Annotated in this window: 20 protein-coding genes and 1 pseudogene; 10 read left to right on the top strand and 11 right to left on the bottom strand. The window is 64.1% G+C overall.

Annotated features, from left to right (window positions below; translation table 11 throughout):
- Positions 1–2 precede the first annotated feature (2 nt).
- The gene (locus F7R90_RS05760; protein WP_158056306.1) at positions 3–455 is read left to right on the top strand and encodes a RidA family protein; all 453 of its coding nucleotides are present in this window, start codon (positions 3–5) and stop codon (positions 453–455) included.
- 25 nt (positions 456–480) lie between these two features.
- On the opposite strand, the gene F7R90_RS05755 is transcribed toward F7R90_RS05760, so the two are convergent.
- From F7R90_RS05755 to F7R90_RS05745, 3 genes and pseudogenes are all read right to left on the bottom strand, one after another.
- Entirely contained in the window at positions 481–903 is a 423-nt protein-coding gene (locus F7R90_RS05755) for a GtrA family protein (protein ID WP_158056305.1), read from the bottom strand.
- 101 nt (positions 904–1,004) lie between these two features.
- Positions 1,005–2,092, bottom strand: a pseudogene (locus F7R90_RS22815) (dipeptidase).
- Positions 2,093–2,117: 25 nt separating this feature from the next.
- A complete protein-coding gene (locus tag F7R90_RS05745) occupies positions 2,118–3,488 on the bottom strand; it encodes an NAD(P)/FAD-dependent oxidoreductase (RefSeq protein ID WP_158056304.1) in 1,371 nt (456 codons plus the stop codon).
- Positions 3,489–3,710: 222 nt separating this feature from the next.
- Here F7R90_RS05745 and F7R90_RS05740 point away from each other — a divergent pair, with 222 nt between their 5' ends.
- Together F7R90_RS05740 and F7R90_RS05735 are read left to right on the top strand one after the other, a co-directional pair.
- Positions 3,711–5,663: a serine hydrolase domain-containing protein gene (locus F7R90_RS05740; protein ID WP_158056303.1), complete on the top strand. Its 1,953-nt coding sequence runs from the start codon at positions 3,711–3,713 to the stop codon at positions 5,661–5,663.
- 44 nt (positions 5,664–5,707) lie between these two features.
- On the top strand, positions 5,708–6,505 hold the full coding sequence (locus tag F7R90_RS05735; protein ID WP_158056302.1) for an enoyl-CoA hydratase/isomerase family protein: 798 nt from the start codon (positions 5,708–5,710) through the stop codon (positions 6,503–6,505).
- A gap of 15 nt (positions 6,506–6,520) precedes the next feature.
- On the opposite strand, the gene F7R90_RS05730 is transcribed toward F7R90_RS05735, so the two are convergent.
- A complete protein-coding gene (locus F7R90_RS05730; protein ID WP_225741273.1) occupies positions 6,521–7,765 on the bottom strand; it encodes an MFS transporter in 1,245 nt (414 codons plus the stop codon).
- Between the two features lie 155 nt (positions 7,766–7,920).
- Here F7R90_RS05730 and F7R90_RS05725 point away from each other — a divergent pair, with 155 nt between their 5' ends.
- The 3 genes from F7R90_RS05725 to F7R90_RS05715 all read left to right on the top strand — a co-directional run bounded on the left by F7R90_RS05725 (position 7,921) and on the right by F7R90_RS05715 (position 11,261).
- Positions 7,921–9,117 (top strand): amidohydrolase, encoded by a 1,197-nt coding sequence (locus F7R90_RS05725; protein ID WP_158056301.1) that lies wholly within the window; start codon positions 7,921–7,923, stop codon positions 9,115–9,117.
- Positions 9,118–9,673: 556 nt separating this feature from the next.
- Entirely contained in the window at positions 9,674–10,630 is a 957-nt protein-coding gene (locus F7R90_RS05720) for a D-2-hydroxyacid dehydrogenase (protein WP_158056300.1), read from the top strand.
- A gap of 94 nt (positions 10,631–10,724) precedes the next feature.
- Positions 10,725–11,261: a hypothetical protein gene (locus F7R90_RS05715; protein ID WP_158056299.1), complete on the top strand. Its 537-nt coding sequence runs from the start codon at positions 10,725–10,727 to the stop codon at positions 11,259–11,261.
- Here the strand turns inward: F7R90_RS05715 and F7R90_RS05710 are convergent.
- From F7R90_RS05710 to F7R90_RS05700, 3 genes are all read right to left on the bottom strand, one after another.
- Positions 11,195–12,097 carry a hypothetical protein gene (locus F7R90_RS05710; RefSeq protein ID WP_158056298.1) on the bottom strand — a complete coding sequence of 301 codons (903 nt, stop codon included), beginning with the start codon at positions 12,095–12,097 and terminating at the stop codon, positions 11,195–11,197. The two genes, F7R90_RS05715 and F7R90_RS05710, sit on opposite strands and share 67 nt — an antisense overlap.
- A 46-nt stretch (positions 12,098–12,143) precedes the next feature.
- Complete coding sequence (gene asd / locus F7R90_RS05705; protein WP_158056297.1) at positions 12,144–13,178, bottom strand: aspartate-semialdehyde dehydrogenase; 1,035 nt, start codon at positions 13,176–13,178, stop codon at positions 12,144–12,146.
- 303 nt (positions 13,179–13,481) lie between these two features.
- Positions 13,482–13,655 carry a 30S ribosomal protein S17e gene (locus F7R90_RS05700; protein ID WP_158056296.1) on the bottom strand — a complete coding sequence of 58 codons (174 nt, stop codon included), beginning with the start codon at positions 13,653–13,655 and terminating at the stop codon, positions 13,482–13,484.
- A 138-nt stretch (positions 13,656–13,793) separates the two neighbouring features.
- Here F7R90_RS05700 and F7R90_RS22085 point away from each other — a divergent pair, with 138 nt between their 5' ends.
- Positions 13,794–13,961 (top strand): hypothetical protein, encoded by a 168-nt coding sequence (locus F7R90_RS22085; protein WP_192498413.1) that lies wholly within the window; start codon positions 13,794–13,796, stop codon positions 13,959–13,961.
- A 9-nt stretch (positions 13,962–13,970) separates the two neighbouring features.
- Here F7R90_RS22085 and F7R90_RS05695 read toward each other — a convergent pair whose 3' ends face one another.
- Genes F7R90_RS05695 through cofD form a run of 4 tightly spaced genes read right to left on the bottom strand, consistent with a single transcriptional unit; the run spans position 13,971 to position 17,208 of the window.
- Positions 13,971–14,573 carry a DUF447 domain-containing protein gene (locus F7R90_RS05695; RefSeq protein ID WP_158056295.1) on the bottom strand — a complete coding sequence of 201 codons (603 nt, stop codon included), beginning with the start codon at positions 14,571–14,573 and terminating at the stop codon, positions 13,971–13,973.
- On the bottom strand, positions 14,570–15,406 hold the full coding sequence (locus F7R90_RS05690) for a triphosphoribosyl-dephospho-CoA synthase (RefSeq protein WP_158056294.1): 837 nt from the start codon (positions 15,404–15,406) through the stop codon (positions 14,570–14,572). Before F7R90_RS05690 ends, F7R90_RS05695 begins: the two co-directional genes overlap by 4 nt.
- Positions 15,403–16,200 (bottom strand): tRNA-dihydrouridine synthase, encoded by a 798-nt coding sequence (locus F7R90_RS05685; protein WP_158056293.1) that lies wholly within the window; start codon positions 16,198–16,200, stop codon positions 15,403–15,405. The genes F7R90_RS05690 and F7R90_RS05685 overlap by 4 nt, the downstream gene beginning before the upstream one ends.
- Positions 16,201–17,208 carry a 2-phospho-L-lactate transferase gene (cofD, locus tag F7R90_RS05680; protein WP_158056292.1) on the bottom strand — a complete coding sequence of 336 codons (1,008 nt, stop codon included), beginning with the start codon at positions 17,206–17,208 and terminating at the stop codon, positions 16,201–16,203.
- A 100-nt stretch (positions 17,209–17,308) separates the two neighbouring features.
- On the opposite strand from cofD, the gene F7R90_RS05675 reads away from it, so the two are divergent.
- The 3 genes from F7R90_RS05675 (at position 17,309) to F7R90_RS05665 (ending at position 20,510) form a co-directional block, all read left to right on the top strand.
- On the top strand, positions 17,309–18,535 hold the full coding sequence (locus tag F7R90_RS05675) for an HD domain-containing protein (protein WP_158056291.1): 1,227 nt from the start codon (positions 17,309–17,311) through the stop codon (positions 18,533–18,535).
- A gap of 68 nt (positions 18,536–18,603) precedes the next feature.
- Positions 18,604–19,455: a hypothetical protein gene (locus F7R90_RS05670; protein ID WP_158056290.1), complete on the top strand. Its 852-nt coding sequence runs from the start codon at positions 18,604–18,606 to the stop codon at positions 19,453–19,455.
- 41 nt (positions 19,456–19,496) lie between these two features.
- Complete coding sequence (locus tag F7R90_RS05665) at positions 19,497–20,510, top strand: amidohydrolase family protein (protein ID WP_158056289.1); 1,014 nt, start codon at positions 19,497–19,499, stop codon at positions 20,508–20,510.
- The last annotated feature ends 28 nt before the right edge of the window (positions 20,511–20,538 follow it).

Genomic DNA, 20,538 nt, shown 5'->3' with positions numbered 1-20,538 from the left:
CTATGAAGAAGACTATTATCAACCCGAACGCGGGAGAGCGAATCGGCTACGCAGAGCGAACCGGGACCGAACCAGCGTACGCCGAGGGCGTCGTCGTGGAGACGCCCACCCACAAGCGCGTGTTCTTGGCGGGCCTGACTTCGCGGGACCCCGACCTCGACATGGAGGGCCAGACTCGCGACGTACTCGAACAACTGCAAGCCGACCTCGAAGCCGTCGGCGGCGAGGTGGACGACGTGGTTCGAGTCCGGGTGTACGTGCGCGAACCGCACTTGAACGAGGCGAACTTCGAGGCGATTCACGAAGCGCGCGGCGAGTTCTTCGACTCGCACCACTATCCGGCGAGTACGTTGGTCGAAGTGTCGGACCTCGTCCGCGAGGGAAAACTGGTCGAAATCGACTCGGAAGCGGTGATTCCGAACGACGAGTGGGAGGTGGAGACACTGGACGAGTGAGAAGTCGAGACGTTGGAATCGGCTACTACTGCCACGTCCACCGCGAGTCGAAGTAGTACCGATAGAGACCGCTGATGAAGATGGCGAACCCGTTGGCGACGAGATAGAGGAGTCCCGCCCAGTTGACGAACGCGTACAGCAAGCCGACTTGCAGTGGAATCGCAGACCCACGGACCACGTTCGTTCTGAGGAGTCCGGCGAGCAGGTCGTTCCGAGACGAGTTCTTCGAGTGTTGGAACGTCCACGCGTTGTTCGCGAAGTACTGGAGAATAATCGTCAGTTCGATAGCACCGGTAGCAGCGACCAGATAGTTGATGCTGACGTGTTCGACGAGGAACCACAGCACTGCAGTCTGGACGAGTGCGGCACTCGCACCGACGACGACGAACCGGTAGAGGCGGACCACAGTCGAACGGTCAACGACCGCTCCGTATCTGGAGTACCCCACGACCCGGAACTAAGGAGTTCTATCGAGGAATACGTTCGGATTTGTCTGCGCGAGTTCCACACGGTACCTCGTGAGTAACCTCGTCAGACTATTCAAACGGATTACGCCCACGTCTCTCGAAGCACGCGAAGCCAGTTGTCCCGCACAATCGCCCGAACCTCGTCCTCGTCGAACCCTCGGTCTCGAATCTCGGCGAACACGTCTGGGAGTCCCGTCACGTCGCCCACCGCATCCGGCACTGGCGCACCGTCGAAGTCAGAACCGAGCGCGACGTGTTCGACGCCCACTCTGTCTGCCACGTACTTGACGTGGTCAACGAGCGTCGAGATAGGAACGTCCGTGTCTCGCCCCCTGTCCGGACGGAGGAACGCCGGAGCGAAGGAGACGCCGACGACGCCACCGGAGTCCGCAATCTTGTCGAGTTGTTCGTCGGTCAGATTTCGGCTCACTGGACAGATGTCGTGGACGGCGGCGTGGCTAACCACGAGCGGGTCGCTCGTGGTGTCGGCAACGTCCCAGAAGCCCGCCTCGGTGATGTGTGCGAGGTCCACGACGATGCCTCGCTCGTTGCAGGCCGCGACGAGGTCACGGCCCGCCTCCGTGAGTCCGGGACCGGTGTCCGGCGTACCAGGGTTTCTGTATTGAAGACCGTCGGCGAACGCGTTCGGGCGGTTCCACGTGAGACCAATAGAGCGGACACCAGCGGCGTAGAGGAAGTCAAGGTTCGACAGGTCGGGTGCGACTGCCGCAGCACCTTCGAGGTGGGGACCGCCGCGATTGTATCCTCGGCTTCGAGGGTGCGTTCGAGGCGCTCTACCGTGGTGACGACTTCGAGCGCGCCGTCGGAGTCGGCTTCGAGTCGATAGAGTCGTTCGAGTACGTCGTACGTGAACTGCTTCGCCCGCTCGTGGGAGATGGCAGGCGGGCGAGCCACTTCGAAACCCTCCTCGGTCTCGGTGACATCGTACTCGTGGTCCTCGTTCGGCACGAAGATGGCGAAGAAGCCGCCGCCAAAGCCGCCCTCGCGCGCTCGCGGCAGGTCGATGTGACCCGCTTCGTTCAGTTTGGGGTCGCTTCCGTCAGGGTCGCCACGCTCGAAGAACGAACGTCCGCCGCCGCGGTCCGGCAGGTGGAGATGAATCAGCGTGTCGTTGTGGCCGTCGAAAACGCTCTTCTCCGGGTCGTCCATGTGTCGAACCCGAACCCGCAGGCAGTTAAATCGTGTACTCGGACTCCTCGAACTGCACGTACTTGCCGTTCTTGAACGACCGCTTTCGCTTCTGGTACGTGCCGAGGAGTTTCGCGCCCGTGACGCCAGCGGCGAACTTCGACTTGAGGCCACTACCAAGTCCGCCGTTGGCCAACAGGTTCCGCGTCGCGGCAATCGTCTTGTCCCACTTGTCCGGCCCGTAGTCGCCGACGATGTCTGCGAAGGTGACGTTACGCAGGATTTCGTCGCCGATGACGTCCTTCCAGCGGTCGTTGTAGGAAGACAGATTTCCGTTCGCCGCGAGTTCGCCAGCGATTTTGCCGGTGCGGGCCGCGACGTGATAGCCGCCCTCGTGGAACGCCGAGGTGGTGCCCATCGCGCCACCGACGACTGCGATACCGGCCTTCGTCGGCGAGTCGATAGGACGCGTCGAGGAGATGGGGTACGTCTCGGTGCCCTTGTTCTTCCCGCGGTCTTCCACGAGCGGGAAATCCGAGAGGTCGTACTCGTCGCCGTACTCGCGTTCGAGCAGTCGTTCGATGTACTCGCCGGGTCGCGGGATTCGGTCGTCTTCCGGTCGGAGGAGGTCGTACTTCTCGCGGTCTTCGACGTTCTCGATGTCCATACCGATTGGCATGGTGAGGCCGACGCGCGCAACCGTGCCGTCGTTCGGGAAGACCCACGGATACGCCGTCTCGCCGGGCATGACGCCCCACCAGAACTTGAGGTCGTCGTCCTCGAACAGTTCCTCGGGGAACTCCCGGTACTCCTGATACGCGATGTGGTTCGCCTCGTTAGGTGCCATCACCTGTGAGATTTTCCGGTCCTCGGGACTGAATCGGTCCAGCACCCGCATCGTGACCTGTCGTTGTGGGCCGTCCGCGAGGATTAGGTACTCCGACTCGATTTCTTCGCCGCCCGAGAGCGAGAGCGTGTGACTGTGTCCGCCCGTGAGGTCGGTCTCTACGTCCGTGACGCCGTCGCCGACGCGGTACTCCGCGCCCGCTCGTTCTGCCTCCTCGCGGAGCCAATCGTCCATGTGAGTCCGATTGAACGTGAACCCGAAGCCGTCGTACGACGACTCGATGCCCGTCGATTCGAGCGTGCAGGTCTCGTTCGGGCCGTAGAAGGTCGTGCTGTCCAGTTCTTGGAGGACGACGTGGTCCGGTATCTCCTCGAAGGGAATGTCCAGAATGTCCACCCAGTAGTCGAGCATCCCGGCGGCGTCTGTCGAATCCGGACCCAGTTCCTCCCGGTCTTCGCGCGGAACGCCCTTCTCTACGAGGAGGACGTCCGCTCCCGACTCGGCGGCTTGTCGCGCGGCGGTCATCCCGGCGGGGCCTCCGCCGACGATGGCGACATCGACTCGCTTCATACCTCAAGGCTTCCGCGTCGGGTTATAAATCATTGACCTTCCGATTCCGGGATAGTACGAGGCTGGGTTTTCGTGGGACAGCGTGGGAATTAGTACCGAGACGGGTTGCTATTGGCCGAACGAGCAAGAAAAGTCACTCGAAAGGAAACACGTCCACGACCGTCTCACCCAAACTAATCACCCCACCAACACGTAAGTAGAGAAGCGTCGTAGCCTGAGTGCATGGGGAGGGGAACTCGCGCGCTCGCAGTCTTCGTAGTCGCAACGCTACTACTCACACAGGTCGGACCAGTACTCGCAGTATCAGAACAAAATCAGCAATCACAGGGCGTCACGTCCCGCGAAGATGTCGAGGAGTTCGTGGACGCCGCGATGGCCGAGGACCTCGAAGAGCATCACGTCTCCGGAGCGACAGTCTCGGTGGTCAAGGACGGCGAGTTGCTGTTCGCAGAAGGGTACGGCTACGCCGACCGGCAGAACCGAACGCCCGTCGTCGCCAATCAGACCCTCTTTCGAATCGGCTCCGTCTCGAAACTGTTCGTCTGGACCGCGGCGATGCAACAGGTCGAAGCCGGAACTATCGACCCGAACGCCGACGTGAACAGGTATCTCGACGACGTTCGGATTCCACAGAAGTACGGCCAGCCGATTACGATGAACCACCTCGCCACGCACACCGCCGGATTCGAGGACAAGTACCGCGGCGTGTTCGTCGAGGACCCCGAGGACGTGCAACCACTCGGCGAGGCGCTCCAGAATCCGCCCAAGCGCGTCCGGCCACCGGGCGTCGTCACCTCCTACTCGAACTACGGCGCTGCGCTGGCGGGCCACATCGCGGCCGAGCAAGCGAACACGTCCTTCGACCAGTACGTCGAGTGCCGACTCTTCGCACCCCTCGACATGCGCCACAGCACCTTCCGCCAGCCAGTTCCTCAGCGCGTTCCCGGCGAAGTCTCGCAGGGCTACAGCTATTCAACCGGTCGGTTCCACCGCGGCGAGTTTGAGACGGTCGGCATCCCGCCCGCGGGGTCGATGAGCGCGACGGCCACCGACATGGCGAACTTCATGATTGCGCACTTAGAAGAAGGCCAGTTCCGCGACGAGCGAATTCTGTCGGAAGCCGCGACGACCCGGATGCACCGCCAGCAGTTTACCAACCACCCCGCAGTCAACGGGATGGCGTTCGGCTTCTACGAGCAGAGTCAAAACAATCAACGAATCGTCGGCCACGGCGGCGACACCCAACTGTTCCACAGCGGCCTCTGGCTCTTCCCCCAGCGAGACTTGGGGGTATTCGTCTCCTACAACAGTGTCGGCGGGGTTTCTGCTCGCGAGGAGTTCATCGACTCCTTCGTAGACCGTTTCTTCCCGGAAGAAGCCCCACCGAGCGGAGCGGTCGCCGTCGATGGAGGTCAGCAAGTCGCCAACAGCACGAACGCCTCGACGAGCGACCTCGACAAATTCACCGGCACGTACAGACCAACGCGCATGCCCGCAAGCACGATAGAGAAGTTGGGCGCACTCGGCAGCGACTTCCGCGTGCAAGCGCCCGGCGACGGCACGCTCCTGACCACGAGCGTCACGGGCGAAACACAGCGTTGGGTGCAGGTTAGACCGACCGTCTTCGAGGAGGTGGGCGGCGACGAGCGACTCGCGTTCCGCGTCGAGAACGGCCGCGCGACCTACGCCTTCTTCGACTCGTCGGCCCCGACCGGATTCGCGCGGATTCCGACGTACGAATCGACGCTGTTCCAACTCGGCTCGTTCGCGGTGACGATACTCGTTTTCCTCACGGCGATTCTGGGCTGGCCAATGCTCGCGCTCTGGCGACGGTGGAGAGGAAGCGAGCAGTCGACTAACGGCCCACGAGCGGCCCGCTGGCTCGCGGGAGTCGCCGGACTGCTCGCCCTCGCGTTCGTGGTCGGACTCGGCTACTCGCTGGTGACGGACCCGCAGGGCCTTCTGTTCGGCGGGTCGGCCGCGCTCAGTGCACTGCTCGCAGTTCCCCTCCTCGTCGCACTCGGAACGCTGGGCGTCGTCGTCTTCACCGGCGTCGCGTGGCGAAACCGCTACTGGGGCGTCTTCGGGCGACTGCACTACACCGTGCTGGCGCTCGCGTTCGTGGTCTTCTGCTGGCAGTTGTGGTACTGGAACGTCCTCGGGGCAGTGTTCTAATTCGGAAAAGCAAAATTCACGCTCCGGGGCGACCCACAACCGCCATGGACTTCGACAACGTCTCCGTCGAGCGTACCGACGGCGTCGCGCGAATCAGTATCGAGCGACCGGCGACGCACAACTCGCTGGACCGCCAGACTGCGGCCGACCTGCAAGCCGCTGTCGAGCGGGTCGTGGACGACCGAGCGGTGCGCTGTGTCGTCCTGACTGGAACCGAGAGCGTCTTCTGCACGGGTGCGGACCTCTCCGTGCTGGACGGTGACAGTAACGGCGACAGCGACGACCCGCGCCGACTGCGAGAGATTGCGACGCGCCTGCACGCCACCGTCGCGCACCTCGCAACTGCCAGAAAGCCGGTCGTCGCTGGCGTGAACGGCGTCGCCGCGGGCGGCGGTCTCGGACTCGCGCTGTGTGCCGACGTCGTGCTAGCTTCCGAGAACGCCCGCTTCGAGTTCGCGTACCCGAAACTCGGCCTCTCGGGCGACGGCGGTTCCACGTACTTCTTGCCGCGACTTGTCGGTCTGCGGAAGGCCCAAGAAATCGCGCTGTTGGACGAACCTATCCCCGCAGACGAAGCGGTCGAGATTGGACTGGCGACCGAGGTCGGCCCTTCAGGGGAGTTCGAGGACCGACTCGCCGAACTCGCCACCCGACTCGCAGACGGCCCGACGCGTGCCTATGGCGCGACCAAGCGCCTACTCTCGAAGAGCTACGGTCGAAATTTGAGCGCGCAACTCGCCGCAGAGACCGACGCCATCACGCAGTTGGCCAGAACCGGCGACTACGAACGGGGGCTGGCGGCGTTCTTCGAGAAAGAGGAAGCCGAGTTCGAGGGGCAGTAGCGAAAGAAACGAGCCTCAGTCGTCCGCCGCGACTCCGCCCGGCGCGCCGGTGCGGCTCTCAGCCAGTCGCGTGCCCGCGACGCCTGCCGCCAGAAACGCGAGGACGCTTCCGGCGAGGAACGCCGTCTCGTAGCTTGCGACGGTCGCAACGACGCCGAAGATGGGCGGCCCGAGTACGCCGCCGACGCCCTTCGCGGTCGTTCGCAGGCCCATCAGTTCAGATTCCCGCTCGTCGGGAGCCACGTCGCCGATGAACGCGACGGCACCGGTCGTCATCGCCGAGAACGCCGCCGCGATGACGACCATACCGACGCCTGCGACGAGACCCCGACCGAGGGGTGAGGCAGGTTGGGTCGCCATCCCGAGAATAACGGCGAAGAGTCCGCTTCCGGCCATACCGACGACGATGAGCGGTTTTCGTCCGGCTGCATCTGCGACCCGGCCGAACGCCAGCATGAACGCCGACTGGCCCGCTGGGTTGATGGCCAGTAGCGCGCCCATGACGAACGCCGATACCCCGACGTGGTTCGTGAGGTACGGCGGCATCAGACTCATCACGCCCAGCACGGTCATGTTGCGGAGCGCGAGCGCAATATAGAGCCAGCCGAGACCGTTCGTCGTGAGGTGGCCGCGCTCACCCGCCGCAGGGAAGAGTCGCTCTTTGATTTCTCGACGGAGTTCCGAGAGCGAGGGTTGCTTCTCGCGCGTCGGCGTCGGGTCCGCGACGAGTGCCACGGCGAGCGTAGCGACGAGGCTCACGCCCGCGATGACCAGAAAGAGACTCTCGGGCGCGAGCAGACCGAGAAGCGCGCCGACGGTGAGTTGGCCGCCTGCGAAGCCCACCGCGCGGGCGCTGTTGAAGAAGCCGACCGACTTCCCCCGACCTGTCTCGCCGCCCCGGACGCTGACGATGGCGAGCATCACCGGCGCGAACCCGGCCGCGAAGACGGCGTAGACGCCCCGGAGCGCGATTGGTGCGACGACGCCCTCAGCAATTGTGAGCGGGAGGACAGCGATTGTCGCCAGCGCCCCGGAGAGAATCAGCACCGCGCGGCGTCTGCCGGTCACGTCCGCAAGTGCGCCCCAGACCGGGGCGAACACCATCATGCCGAGGAAGTAGGCAGTGAGAACGAGACTGACCGCCAGCGGGGAGCCACGTTCGCCGACGTACACCGCGAGCGCGGTACCCATGAGGATGCCACTGGCGAACCGGGCGGCGGCCGCGAGCGCGATGACTGCCTGCTGGCGTCGCTCCGTCACTGAACGGACGTTGCTCGGCAGAGGATAAACCCTCGGTGGAACCCGACGGGGTTGCCACTACCGGCGTTCGGCAGTCTGCAGTCCCCGACCGACCGAACCGGCAAGCCGTGTTTCGAACCGAAATACTCTTGCGGGAACCGTCGTTCGTACGAGGTATGCAAGCAATCGTCAATGGAACGGTTCACACGGTCACGGAGCAGGGGACAATCGAGGGCGGAACTATCCTGTTCGAGGATGGGGAGATTCTGGAGGTCGGCCCGGACGTAGAGGTTCCGAACGACGCCGAGACGGTAGACGTAGGCGGTAAACACGTCACGCCCGGCCTCGTGGAGGCCCACAGCCACGCCGGAATGGGCGAGTGGGCACAGCCCCACGACGGGGACGTCAACGAGTTCTCGGACCCGGTGACGCCACACGTCAACGCGCTCGACGGCTTCCACCCGCGAGACGAAGAACTGAAGAACGCGTTTCAGGGCGGCGTGACGACAGTCAGCGCGCGGATGGGGAGCGCGAACGTAGTTGGCGGTATCATCTGCTCGATGAAGACCTACGGCGACGTGGCAGACCGGATGCTGATTCGCGAGGACGGCATGAAGGCCGCGTTCGGCGAGAACCCCAAGCGCGTCCACGGCGAGAACTACGACCGCGAACCGATGACCCGGCCGGGGGTCGCGGCGACGCTCCGGCAGGCACTGATGGACGCCGAAGACTACGTGGAACGCCGCGAAAACGCGGAGTCGGAGGACGAACCCTTCGAGCGGGACTTGGGCATGGAGAATCTGGCTCGGGTCGTGGAGGGCGACCTGCCCCTGCGCGTCCACGCGCACCGCGCCGACGACATCGCCACCATCTTCCGCATCACCGACGAGTTCGGCATCGACGAGCTCTCCATCGAACACGCGACGGAGGGCCACGTACTGGCCGAGGAGTTCGTCGAACGCGACGTACCTGCCATCGTCGGCCCCACGATTTCCTCCGCGAGCAAGTACGAACTGCGCAACATCACCTTCGAGACCCCCGGCATCCTCCACGACGCGGGCGTGAAGGTCGCCATCCAGACCGACGCGCCGGTGCTTCCACAGGAGCATCTGGACGTGTGCGTCGGCTTGGCGGTTCGAGAGGGCTTGCCGGAGGAAGAGGCGCTGAAGACCGTGACCCGGAACGCCGCGGAGATTCTGGGTATCGAAGATAGGGTGGGAACGTTGGAAGAAGGCACGGACGCCGACCTCGTGGTCTGGGACGGCCCAATGTTCGAACTCTCATCGGACGCCGAGCAAGTGTTCGTGGAGGGCGAGCGGATTTACAGTAGCGAGGAGGACGACGTAGACCCCCGCGAAGAGTACGCGTGGTAAGGAGTACGGAACGAATCTTTATTTGTATCTGCTGTAGGTCGAGACGACAGCGTCTGAGTGAACGGATTCGAGAAGCTAGCTACTCCCGAAACCCAGAAGGCCGTACCGCAACCGCACAGTACCACTTCAGCCACGTCCTCCCCAACCGCTCCTTCACTAGACTCAGTCGCCCTCGCGCGGTCACACCTCCGGTGCGACTTCGCGCGCCGTGAAGGGGAGTGGATTCTCGAAACTGGATTTTGGTCATGGCGCGCGGTGGTGCGACCTCGTGTCGCACCAACCCCGCGCGAGGGATGAGGACCGTAGCTCGGAAAGCGCGCGATGCCGCGCATTCCGAAAACGAGGACTGCAATCGGGTGGGGAGGCGCGTGGCTGTTGCAGTGCTGTGGGGCGCGGTGCGCTCTTCTCGGTATCGGGAGTAGCTAGCGTTTCGCTGTTCGCTGTCATCTTACTACTCACGATTCCAGAGCTTCGTACACTAGCTCCGACCAACTCCCGTCCCGAACCCGATTGCCCGTAACCCACGAATTTAGTCGGTGAACACGAAAGCAAACCCATGACCGACACACCAGACCTACTCGTCCTCCGAAAGGGAACCCACGGCATGCCCGCGGAAGACTACGCCGCAGAACTCCAAGAACGCCTGCCCGACCACGATGTCCAACTCGCTCGGACGCCCAAAGAGGAGCGCGAGCTAATCACCCACGCCCCCATCGTCGCCGGGATGGAGATCGACGAGTCGCTCCTCTCGCACGCCGAAAACCTCGAACTGTTCGCCTGCGCCTACGCCGGGACCGGCCACCTGCCGATGGACGCGTTCGAAGAGCGCGGTATCGCCGTCACCAACGCCTCCGGCGTCCACGGGCCGAACATCGGCGAACACGTCGTCGGCAATCTGCTCGTGTTCGCGCGGCGACTCCACGAGGGGTGGAAGCGCCAGCAGAAGCGGGAGTGGCGACACTTTCGCTCGCACGAACTCGAAGGGAGTACCGTCACGATAGTCGGACTCGGAGCAATCGGCCAGTCGGTGGTCGAACGCTTGCAGGGCTTCGGCGTCGATACTATCGGCGTGCGCTACACGCCAGAGAAGGGTGGTCCCACCGACGAGGTGGTCGGCTTCGACAGAGACGAGTTCCACGATGCACTCGCCCGCACTGACTACCTCGTGCTTGCCTGTCCGTTGACCGAGACGACGCGAGGCCTGATCGGCACGGACGAGATTCAGACGCTTCCACCCGAATCAGTGTTGGTCAACGTCGCCAGAGGAGCGGTCGTCGAGACGGACGACCTCGTGAACGCGCTCCGGAAGAACCACCTCCGCGGGGCCGCGCTGGACGTGACCGACCCCGAACCGCTCCCGGAGGACCACCCGCTCTGGAATCTGGGCAACTGTCTGGTGACGCCACACTGCTCGGGGCACACGCCGGAGTACTATTCTCGGTTGGCCGACATCGTAGCTGAGAACGTCGGCCGACTGGAGCGCGGTGAGGAGTTAGAGAATCGGGTGGTGTAACGAAGCTTTCAGCGCCGTAATCTAACGTACTCCAACCACCCGGCCCACAACGCAGGCCATAACAAAATGACAGAGCGCCGTGAGCGCGGTCACGATGCAACTGACGCGAACGACGCTCGCCGGAATTGTGTCGCTCCTGATTCTCGCCGCACCGGCAGGTGCGACCATCGTCGGTCCCGGACTAGTCACGACCGCTCCCAAAGACAGCCAGACCGTCGATTGTGGCGGAGTCGGCCACACAACTCAATCCCTCGCAGTTGAGGACGTGAGCGCGACGAACGGCACCGTCGGCGGCACGTCTCGAATCGAAGCGAACCTCACGAACCCGGCAGCCGTCGCGACGACCCAGCTAGTCGAAATCCGACTCGAAGGTGAACTCTTGGGCCGGGACGCGGTTCGAGTTCCCGCGAACGCGACGACTCGTATCGTCTTCGACGCGGACCTCCCACCGAGCGCGTTTTCCGAACCGAACAGTTCCGATTGGCGGTTCGTCTCGGTACTGACGTGCGAACACGGCCAAGAAGAATGGCTCTACGTGGATAATGGAACGGCGAACTCGGCGTCCTACCCCGACCGAACCGCCAACGAGAGAAAGATGAACCCGAAGACGCCAACGACGAGCGCGCCGTAGACGAGGACGATGCCCGCGTCCGAGTTCGACGAACTGGGTTCGACGGTCAACAGGAGGCCGCCGAACGCGAGACAACCGATGCCGAACGCGGCCAGCGTCGCCTGTACCGCGCGATTCGGTGGGTCGTACTCGGGCGAGTCGAGAGCGACACCAGTCTCGACGGCCTGCCGAATCGACTCGTCTACCGTGGCGGGGACGACCAGAAAGCGAGGCGTCCGCGCAGACATCGCACCGCTGACGAACGACAGTTGGTAGACCACGAGAGTCCCGAGGCCGACGCGCCGGAAACTATCGAGTGCGGAGAGGTCTACGTCGGTTCCGCAGTAGGTCAGCGCGTGGGACTCCGCGTCGAGTTCGCCCTCAGAAGTGAGCGCGGAGACTATCACTATCGGCACTGCGAGTATGCCGAACACGACGACGAAGAAGCCGACCCCACCGAACTGGAGGCCGACCCAGAGCACGCCGAGACCGAACAGCGAGGCCACGACGAAGCCCCGCCAGCCGAGTTTCTTGGTCCCCTCGTAGAACGGATTCGACTTCGACAGCCACGAACGATGAAGCGCCAAGTGCTGGGGCGCGAAGCGCGCCGCGGCGAACACGAGCGCGAGGAGGATAGCGAGGGCGACGGTGTACTGGCCAGCGAGGAGCAACTTCGCGGTGAGGAAGACGGCACCGCCGCCCACCGCGAGTGCCCCGCCACCGAAGATACCGAGCGAGAGCGCGGTAAGGCCGCGGAGGAATCGCGAGGTGGCGACTGTGTGCGTCCACTCGACGGTCTCGGAGTCGGCGGGGTGGGTCGTCGCGTTCGAGTTGTCGGTCGCTTCGCGGGCGGTCACGACCGAAGAAACACACCGTACAGAGATAAACGTCAGGAACGAGAGACTACAACCAGCCTTCGCTCGCCAGCAGTTCGCCGTTCAAGACGGCCGCACCGGCCGCGCCGCGAATCGTGTTGTGCGCGAGGCAGTTGTACTGCACGCCAGCGGGCGTCTCTTGGACGCCGCCTGCGGCAATCGCCATTCCGTCTCCGAGGGTCCTATCGAGACGCGGTTGCGGACGCATCGGGTCGTCGAACACTTCGATGAGTTGGTCGGGAGAGCTCGGCAAGTCGAGGCTCTCGACTGCGCGCAAGGCGTCTTCGACCTGTTCGGTCGTCACGTCCTCCTCCATCTCGGCCCAGACGTTTTCGAGGTGGCCGTCGATAGTCGGCACGCGGTTGCAGGACGCCGAGACTTCGACGTCGTGGTTCTGTAGCTCTGCGCCGTCGAAGGTGCCCAGAAGCTTCCGCGATTCGGTCTCCATCTTCTCCTCCTCGCCGCCGATGTGCGGGATGACGTTGTCGATGATTTCCATCGAGGAGACGCCGGAGTAGCCCGCGCCGGAGACGGCCTGAAGCGTCGAGACGTGGACGCGTTCGAGACCGAACTGCCGGAGCGCCGCCAGCGTCGGCACCATCGTGATGGTCGAGCAGTTCGGGTTCTTCAGCACGGCCCCGTCCCAGTCGCGCTCGTCGCGCTGGACTTCCAGCAGGTCGAGATGCCCCGGATTGATTTCCGGGATGACGAGCGGCACGTCCTCGGCCATTCGGTCGTTCGAAGAGTTCGAGGAGAGGACGTAGCCCGCCTCGGCGAATTTCGGTTCGACTTCCGCGGCGACGCCGGAGGGAAGCGACGAAAAGAGCAGGTCCACGTCGTCGGGGACTTCTGCTGGGTCGGTCGCCCGAACCGTGAGGTCTTCCACAGAGTCCGGAATCGGGGAATCGACCCGCCACTTTGCCGCGTCGCGGTAGGACCGTCCCGCGCTGGATTCGCTCGCCGTTACTGCCGCCAGTTCGAACTCGGAGTGGCCGTCCAGCAGTTGGATACATCGCTGGCCGACGGCACCCGTCGCACCGAGAACACCGACTCGTACGGTCATGGTAGTGGGTGTCTCGACTCTACGAGAGCAAAACGGTTTGGATACCCCCACGTGTTGCGATTCGTGGAGCTTCTGACAGCACTCCGTGTCGGCGGGTTGTAACCTCCCCTGCGGATACGGTTGCGGTTAGACGAGAGATTCTGCCGCGAGCGGAGGCGGCGCGCTCCGCGCGCCGCCAAGCGAGCGCGTCCGAGGAACCGTCGGAAGCGAGCCTACGGCTCGCTGAAGGCGGTGACGACGTGATTTTCATCGACGTTTTTATCGAGCGTTCGCCCCGCGAACGCTCGCAATAAAAAGGTCGTTTTACTTCTTCCGGGTAACGTACCCAGCGATGCGGTTGCGGACGCCCTTCGACTCGATGTTGGTCAGTTTCGTGACGCTGTCCTTGTTCTGGTCGAAGTCTTTGGTGAAGGCGTTCGGGTATCGCTCCAACAGGATGGTCCCCGTCTTCTTGACGTAGTCGGGTTTGATAGCCATACTGGACAGTTCTGGGTTGGCGGCATTAAAAGCATTCGTTCGCGCCGAGCGAGCTAGACTGCGCAAGTAGTATTCGTAAGAATGAATATCCATAGCGAATTCGACTCAGACACAGCGCAATCTACAAATCGAGGAGCTATGGAAAAGAGAACTACCGCGAATCAGGACTTCGAAGCAGAACTCGAAGAGTTGATTCTCAGTTCGTTCGGGAGCGGCGAAGAAATCGAGGGAGTCTGGGACCTCGAATTCGGTCCCGACGAGATTCCAGACTGGACAGTCACTGTCGACAGGAAGGACGGCCTGTAGTTCGGTCGTCTAGTCGAGCAACTCGTGCAAACGGTCGAACGCCGCACGAACGCGCTCGCCCCCACAGTTTCGTCCGACAGTCTCGAAGTAGTCCAATCGGTCGCGGAGTGTTTCTGTCTCGTAGGCGTCCACGTCGAGTCGTGAGGCCGCGACTGTCGCCTCCACGACGGCGGCGAATCCGCGGTTAATCGTCGGTACGACCTCGCGTTCGACCCCGGATTCGACCGGCGTGAGTGCCCACGTTTCGACGGTCGTGCCGTCCGATTCGTTCGAGTCGAGTAGTTCGACGTCTACCTCGACCCACGCGTCGGCGCTGTCGAGGACCGGCGCATCCACCTCGTAAATCGAGAGCGCGGCGTTCGTGAACGCGACGGGGTCGCGCGTGAACTGGACGTAGCCACCGCCCTGCCGGTGGAAGTTGCGCCGAGTTCGGGTGTTCCCCCACGTCTCGGCAGTGACTGCGCCTTCTGTCACACCTGCCCTCCGGCCTTCGTCGGGCGGATGCAGACCTAGTGCCGCGACGTTCCAGCGCTCGTTCGGGCCGAGCGTCGTCACCAGCGACTCGGTCACGCCGGACCACTCGATGGGCCACTCGGCGGCGTTGGCAGTCACACTTCCACGGCTCCGGTTTCGAGCGCGACGAACAACGCGGCCGCGGTGATGTCGGCGGTCGTGCCGGGGTTGATGTCGTCGTCCACGAGCGACTCCGCGAAGGCCTCTATCACGGCACCGCCGCCTTCGAGGGCCTCCTGCGCCCGCACGCGGATGCTCTCGGCTACTTTTCGGCCGTGCTGTTTCTGCACCAGCGTGTCGCGTTCGCGCGAGAGGAGTTCGAGGTACACCCGCGCACCGCGTGCCGAAATCGGCCCTTCGAAGTCGGTGAGTCTGTCGGCGGCCCAGAAGGTGCGCTCGAATCCGGACACCCACTCGTTGGCCACGCCGTCGTCGGGCGCGCTCATCTCCATCACGTCGTACAGAGTCGTCTCGCGGTCTTCGAGAGCGGGAACTGCGTCGGCTCCACGCCGCACGTCCAGTGGTTCGGCGTCTTCCGGCGGGTCGTCCACGAACACGTCCACGTGGTCGAACGCGCGGTAGAAGTTCGTGGCGTCCTCGACGGTGGTGTTCTCCACGACTGCGCGGACACTCTCCGAGACGAGGTCACTCTCGGCACTCGTGCGAACCAGCGGAACGAGGAGGAGCAAGGCCCCGAACTGCGTGTTGCCGCCGCGTTGTTGGCTCATCCCCGCGACTGCCTGTTCGAAGGCTGCGCCGACCGGCGCACCGTCTTCGGCAGTTCTGAGTCCGGACCCAGCGCCGACGGACCCCGCGAGGAAGTGTTCGAACCGGAGGTCGTCGAAGTCACGCTCGCGGTCCACGTTGCCGGGTTTGGGGGTGCCCGCCACTTCGAGGAGCAGGGCCAGTTGGGCGTTTTCTGCGGGCGTCATAGCGACACCTCCTCTCCATTCGGTTCTTCCGAGTGCTCCCCTGAGAACCACGCTTCTGTCGCCTCTCGGACGCGAGCCAGAATCACGGGGTCGTCGCTCGGCCTGCCGACGCTGACCGCGTCGGCCCCGTAGGAGAGATACTCTCGGGCGGTCGCCTCGTCGCGGACGCCGTTGTTGGCTATCACGAACAGGTTCGCGGCGTCTGCGACTTCGGCGATAACTGGCTCGGAGTCCATCGCATCGACGTGAATCGCAGACGCTCCTGCGTCGGCGATTCGGCGTGCGACTTCGGGGAGGTCGACTCCGGGGAGTTCTGCGCGGACTTTCACGCTCACGTCTGGGCATTCGTCTGCCGCGACTTCAACTTGTTCGCAGAGTCGGTCGGTGTCCCGAAGGAGCGACTCGCCAGCGCCCGCGGCGCACATTTCGTCCTGCCGACAGTGGGCGTTGAGTTCGAGGATGGCGTCGTAGTCGGCGCAGACGCTGGCGACCTCCCGAATCGGTTCGGGCGAGCTAGACCGGACGTTGAAGCCTGCCCGAAGCGGCGGGTCGGTATCGTCATCGCTCTTACTCCCGTCGAGCGCGGCGAGTTCGTCGTCCACGAACGCGACGGGGTCCCCCGGAAGAAACTCCTCGCGCTCGCGGTCGGTCATCTGGCGGGCCGCCTCTCGGGTTGGGCCGTCCAGCGCGATACCGCCGAGGAACGCCGCCCCCACGAACTCGCTCGCCGCTGTCGCCCACTCGGCGTTTGACTCGCCGCTGAGACTGGCGATGGCGACTCTCGGCTCGAACACTCAGACCACCTCCAGCGCGTCGGCGACTGCCTGCGCGACGCGCTCGGCGTCTCCATCGTCGTCCATCTTCGTATCCGTTCGGACGACCGGCCGTGAGAGTTCGGTGCCGTCGGCGTCGTCCAGTACGAAGGCGTCGGCGAACGGATAGGCGTCCGCCACGCCAGCGGTCGAGGCGTCGTAGCCGACTGCGGCCATGAGTTTCGCCGCCGGACCGGAGAACACCTCGTCCTCGACGAACGGCGAGACGGCGACGACCGTCGCTTCTTCGAGGGCGTCGCGGAGACCGTCGAGTGCGGCCATCGGCCCGATGCTCGTCACGGGGTTCGAGGGACCGACGACGACGGGCCCCTCGCTGATGGCACCGAGCGCAGCGTCGGTCGCAGTCGCGTCTGCCGCGCCGCGAAACTCCACGTCTTCGACCTCGGGTTCGCCCCGGTGGGCCACCCAGAACTCTTGGAAGTGCATCTCGTCGTCGAATCGCTCGTCTTCGGGCGTGTGGATGATGCTCGCCACAGGGTCGTCGCTCATCGGCACGACATCCACCGCCGCGTCGAAGGCGTCAGCGAGCGTGCGAGTGACTTCCGTGAGACTTTGTCCTTCGTCCAACAGACTCGTCCGCGTGACGTGGACTGCCCGGTCCCTGTCGCCCAGTTCCATGAACTCCGCGACGCCGGAGAAGCGCCGCCAGTTGGCGATGTCTCTGCCAGCAGTCTGTGCTTCCGCATCGAGATAGCGCGGCCCGTCTTCCAGTCCGGCGGCGTCGGCGAGTGCGGCGAGTTCGTCGTGAGTCTCGGTGGTGTCGTCTTCGATGCCCCACCAGTACTCGCGGTCTAGCACGCCGCCCTGCTGGAAGAGTACGGTGTCGATGTCCGGGCAGACGAGCAGGCCGCCGAGTTCCACGTCGTCGCCGGTGTTGCCGACGACGGTGGTGTCGGCCGGGTCGAAGACAGCGGGCGAACCCTCCAAGAGCTTGGGGGTGCCGGTGCCCCCGGAGAGAAACGTAACCATGTCAGAGCCTGCGAGTGCTGGGGGGTAAACGCTTACGCTGTGTGCAAGGCCTCTGCTACCGGTCCGGCGGTTTTTATACGATGGCGGCAAAACGTCGCCTATGAAGACTATCAAGGACAGCGTCCACGACCACATCGAGGTCGAGGGCGTCGCTCGCGCTCTTCTCGACACGCCTGCGGTCCAGCGACTTCGACGCATCAAGCAGCTCGGTCCGGCACATCTCGTCTACCCCTCTGCGAACCACACGCGCTTCGAACACAGTCTCGGCGTCTACCATCTGGCCTGCGAAGCACTCGACCATCTCGGTATCGAAGGCAAGCGCGCGAAACAGGTGCAGGCGGCCGCTATCCTCCACGACGTTGGCCACGGCCCCTACAGCCACACCATCGAGGAGGTCATCCACCGACACACCGGCAAGTACCACGACGACGTAGACGAACTACTCGCAGAGCGCGCGGTCGGCGACGTCCTCAGGAGCCACGACCTCGACCCGGCGACCATCGCAGATTTCGTCCGCGGTGACGCGAAACTCGGCCAAATCGTCGCCGGAGAACTCGACGTGGACCGCATGGACTACCTCGTCCGGGACGCCCACCACACGGGCGTTCCGTACGGGACCATCGACCACGCGCGACTCGTCCGCGAACTGCGACTCATCGACGGCGAGTTGGTCTTAGCCGAGGGGAACGTCCCGACCGCAGAGAGTTTGCTCCTCGCCCGGTCGCTGATGAACCCGACCGTCTACAACCACCACGTCACGCGCATCTGCCGGGGACTGCTCCAGCGAGGGAGCGAACGACTCCTAGCAGAATCGGACGTGACGCCCGAGCAACTGCGCCGGATGGACGACCACGACTTCTTCGCGGCACTGCGCGACACCCCCGAGACGGCGGAGTTCGCGCGCCGACTCGGCGACCGCGACCTCTACAAGCGGGCGGTCTGGGCGGAGATGGACGACGTGCCGGAGGAAGTCATCGATGCCGACTACGAGGCGATTCGAGAGTTCGAGGACAACATCGCCGACGCCGCCGACGTGAACCGCGAGCAGGTCATCGTGGACGTACTCAGTCGCCCGAGCATGCGCGAATCGTCCTCGCGAGTCATCGTCAACGGCGAGATTCGTCGTCTCGGCCAGCAATCGACGCTGGTGTCGGCGCTCCAGCGAGTCCAACGCGAGCAGTGGCGTCTCGGCGTGTATGCCCCTGCAGCAGTCACGGATACCGTCGGCCACGCCGCGGAGAACGTACTAGGGTTGGAGACGGATGGCGCGCTCGTCAGCGAAATTCGCTCGACCGGCCAGCGGACGACCCTGGACGAGTTCGAATAGCGGGGACTCGAACTGTAGCCACGGTCGGTCGTCGAAATTTTATATATCTCGTCTGGTAACTCGATTACGTGTCAGACCGATTGCGCTCGACGCTTCGACGGAACTGGTGGCTCGTGCTCCTGGCGACGGCGCTCGTGGTGACGATTCCGGCCGCGTACGTGCTCGCTCCGCCTTCGACGGTCGGGTTCGCCGAGTGGGTCGGCGTGTTCGGAACGGTCACTTCACTCGCGCTCTCGCTGATTCTCGCCGTCCTCTACCGGGAGATGAGCGAGACCCAGCGTCGCCAGACCGAACTGATGGAGCGCCAACAGCGACTCATCGAACGCGAGCAGGAGCCAGTCGTCGAGGTTCAGGAATACTCCATCGAGACCAGCACGAGGGAGACCCGAATCGTCGCCGAAGTCGCGAACAAAGGCGCGTCTCCTATTCGAGACCTCACACTTGGTCTCGACCTCGTGCTGTACCGGGCGGACGCTTCGAAGATTGGCGTGAGTACGGAACACCCAGTCGTGTACGAGGGCGCGGAGTGGACGATAGACCGCGCCGACGTGCCGTTTCGGAGAGAGGGCGCGACCGACGCGACAGGGAAGACCCACCTCGAAAGCGGCGAAACCGCGACGCTCGTCGCGCCGGTCACATTTCGCCGCCGGAGTAGAGACACCGAACGAGCCGTCGAGTCGCAGTTCGAGGACCTCGTCGGATTGCTCGAAAAGACGGAAGTCGGGATGGTCAAACTGCACGCCTCGTTGCTGTACACCGACTGGAGCGGCCGCCCGCGAGGCCGGCGACTGGACTCCGGGAAGGCCGAGTTGGGGTCGTTCGAGACGCTAGACGAACTGTTCGCGTCCGAGCGTCCGCACAGCGAGTTACCACCGGAGTTCCTGACGGGACGCCAACAGCAGCGGCTACCGCGGGTGTGAAATGGGGAAGTTCAAGGGGGTTCGCCGAGAGTTCACCGCACATGAAAATCGAGGGGACCGTCCTGCGCGGGCCGGAGTTCGAACCCGTCGAGGGCCGGGTCGTCGTAGAGGACGGAACGATTGCGGCCGTCGAAGAGGCGAGCGTCGATTCGGACGACGTCATCCTCCCGGCGTTCGTCAACGCCCACACGCACATCGGCGACTCCATCGCCAAGGAAGCGGGCGAGGGGTTAGACCTCGACGCGTTGGTCGCGCCACCGGACGGCCTGAAACACCAGTTGCTCCGCGAAGCCTCCCGCGAGGAGAAGGTCGAAGCCATGCGCCGCTCGATTCGGCTCATGGAGACGACCGGCACGACGTCGTTCCTCGAATTCCGCGAAGGCGGCGTCGAAGGCGTCTACATGCTCAGAGAGGCCTCCTCCGGTAGCAGCGTAGCGCCAGTGATTCTCGGCCGCGAGACGGCCGACGCGATGGAAGCGGCAGACGGGTTCGGTGCGAGCGGTGCGCGCGACGGCGACTTCTCCTACGAGCGAAACGCGACTGCCCGCGAGGAGAAACTGTTCGGTATCCACGCCGGAGAGCGCGACGCGACAGACATCAACCCGGCGCTCGACTTGGACCCGGACTTCCTCGTCCACATGGTCCACCCCGAGACACTTCACTTGGAACGCTTGGAGGACAGCGGGATTCCGGTGGTCGTCTGCCCGCGTTCGAACCTCGTGACCGGCGTCGGCACGCCACCAATCGCAGAACTGGTCGAGCGAACCACCGTCGCGCTCGGAACCGACAACGTGATGTTGAACAGTCCGTCGATGTTTCGCGAGATGGAGTTCGCCGCGAAACTCGCAGACGTAACTGCACGGGAAGTCCTCCGGATGGCGACGCTCAACGGCGCGCGAATCGCCGGGCTGAACTGCGGCGTCGTCGAGGAGGGCCACGACGCGAAACTGCTCGTACTGGACGGCGACTCGGACAACCTCGCGGGTGTGCAGAACGTGGTTCGCGCCGTGGTGCGGCGAGCGGGTGCGAGCGACGTGAAAGAAGTCCTTCTATAGCCGCGTCCGTTTTCTCGTCGGCTGTTGT

This window comes from Halorussus halophilus (assembly GCF_008831545.1).
In the GTDB taxonomy this organism is placed as follows: Archaea; Halobacteriota; Halobacteria; order Halobacteriales; family Haladaptataceae; genus Halorussus; species Halorussus halophilus.
The sequence above is the reverse complement of the archived record's forward strand: the minus strand, read 5'-3'. Positions and strand labels throughout refer to the sequence as shown.

Excerpts from the sequence above, each read along its gene's own strand:
- F7R90_RS22085 (WP_192498413.1), top strand. The coding sequence starts at position 13,794 with ATGGAAAAGAGAACTACCGCGAATCAGGACTTCGAAGCAGAACTCGAA.
- F7R90_RS05665 (WP_158056289.1), top strand. The coding sequence starts at position 19,497 with ATGAAAATCGAGGGGACCGTCCTGCGCGGGCCGGAGTTCGAACCCGTC.
- F7R90_RS05745 (WP_158056304.1), bottom strand. The coding sequence starts at position 3,488 with ATGAAGCGAGTCGATGTCGCCATCGTCGGCGGAGGCCCCGCCGGGATG.
- F7R90_RS05675 (WP_158056291.1), top strand. The coding sequence starts at position 17,309 with ATGAAGACTATCAAGGACAGCGTCCACGACCACATCGAGGTCGAGGGC.
- F7R90_RS05700 (WP_158056296.1), bottom strand. The coding sequence starts at position 13,655 with ATGGCTATCAAACCCGACTACGTCAAGAAGACGGGGACCATCCTGTTG.
- F7R90_RS05740 (WP_158056303.1), top strand. The coding sequence starts at position 3,711 with ATGGGGAGGGGAACTCGCGCGCTCGCAGTCTTCGTAGTCGCAACGCTA.
- F7R90_RS05735 (WP_158056302.1), top strand. The coding sequence starts at position 5,708 with ATGGACTTCGACAACGTCTCCGTCGAGCGTACCGACGGCGTCGCGCGA.
- F7R90_RS05690 (WP_158056294.1), bottom strand. The coding sequence starts at position 15,406 with ATGACGCCCGCAGAAAACGCCCAACTGGCCCTGCTCCTCGAAGTGGCG.
- F7R90_RS05715 (WP_158056299.1), top strand. The coding sequence starts at position 10,725 with ATGCAACTGACGCGAACGACGCTCGCCGGAATTGTGTCGCTCCTGATT.
- cofD (WP_158056292.1), bottom strand. The coding sequence starts at position 17,208 with ATGGTTACGTTTCTCTCCGGGGGCACCGGCACCCCCAAGCTCTTGGAG.
- F7R90_RS05760 (WP_158056306.1), top strand. The coding sequence starts at position 3 with ATGAAGAAGACTATTATCAACCCGAACGCGGGAGAGCGAATCGGCTAC.
- asd (WP_158056297.1), bottom strand. The coding sequence starts at position 13,178 with ATGACCGTACGAGTCGGTGTTCTCGGTGCGACGGGTGCCGTCGGCCAG.
- F7R90_RS05725 (WP_158056301.1), top strand. The coding sequence starts at position 7,921 with ATGCAAGCAATCGTCAATGGAACGGTTCACACGGTCACGGAGCAGGGG.
- F7R90_RS05720 (WP_158056300.1), top strand. The coding sequence starts at position 9,674 with ATGACCGACACACCAGACCTACTCGTCCTCCGAAAGGGAACCCACGGC.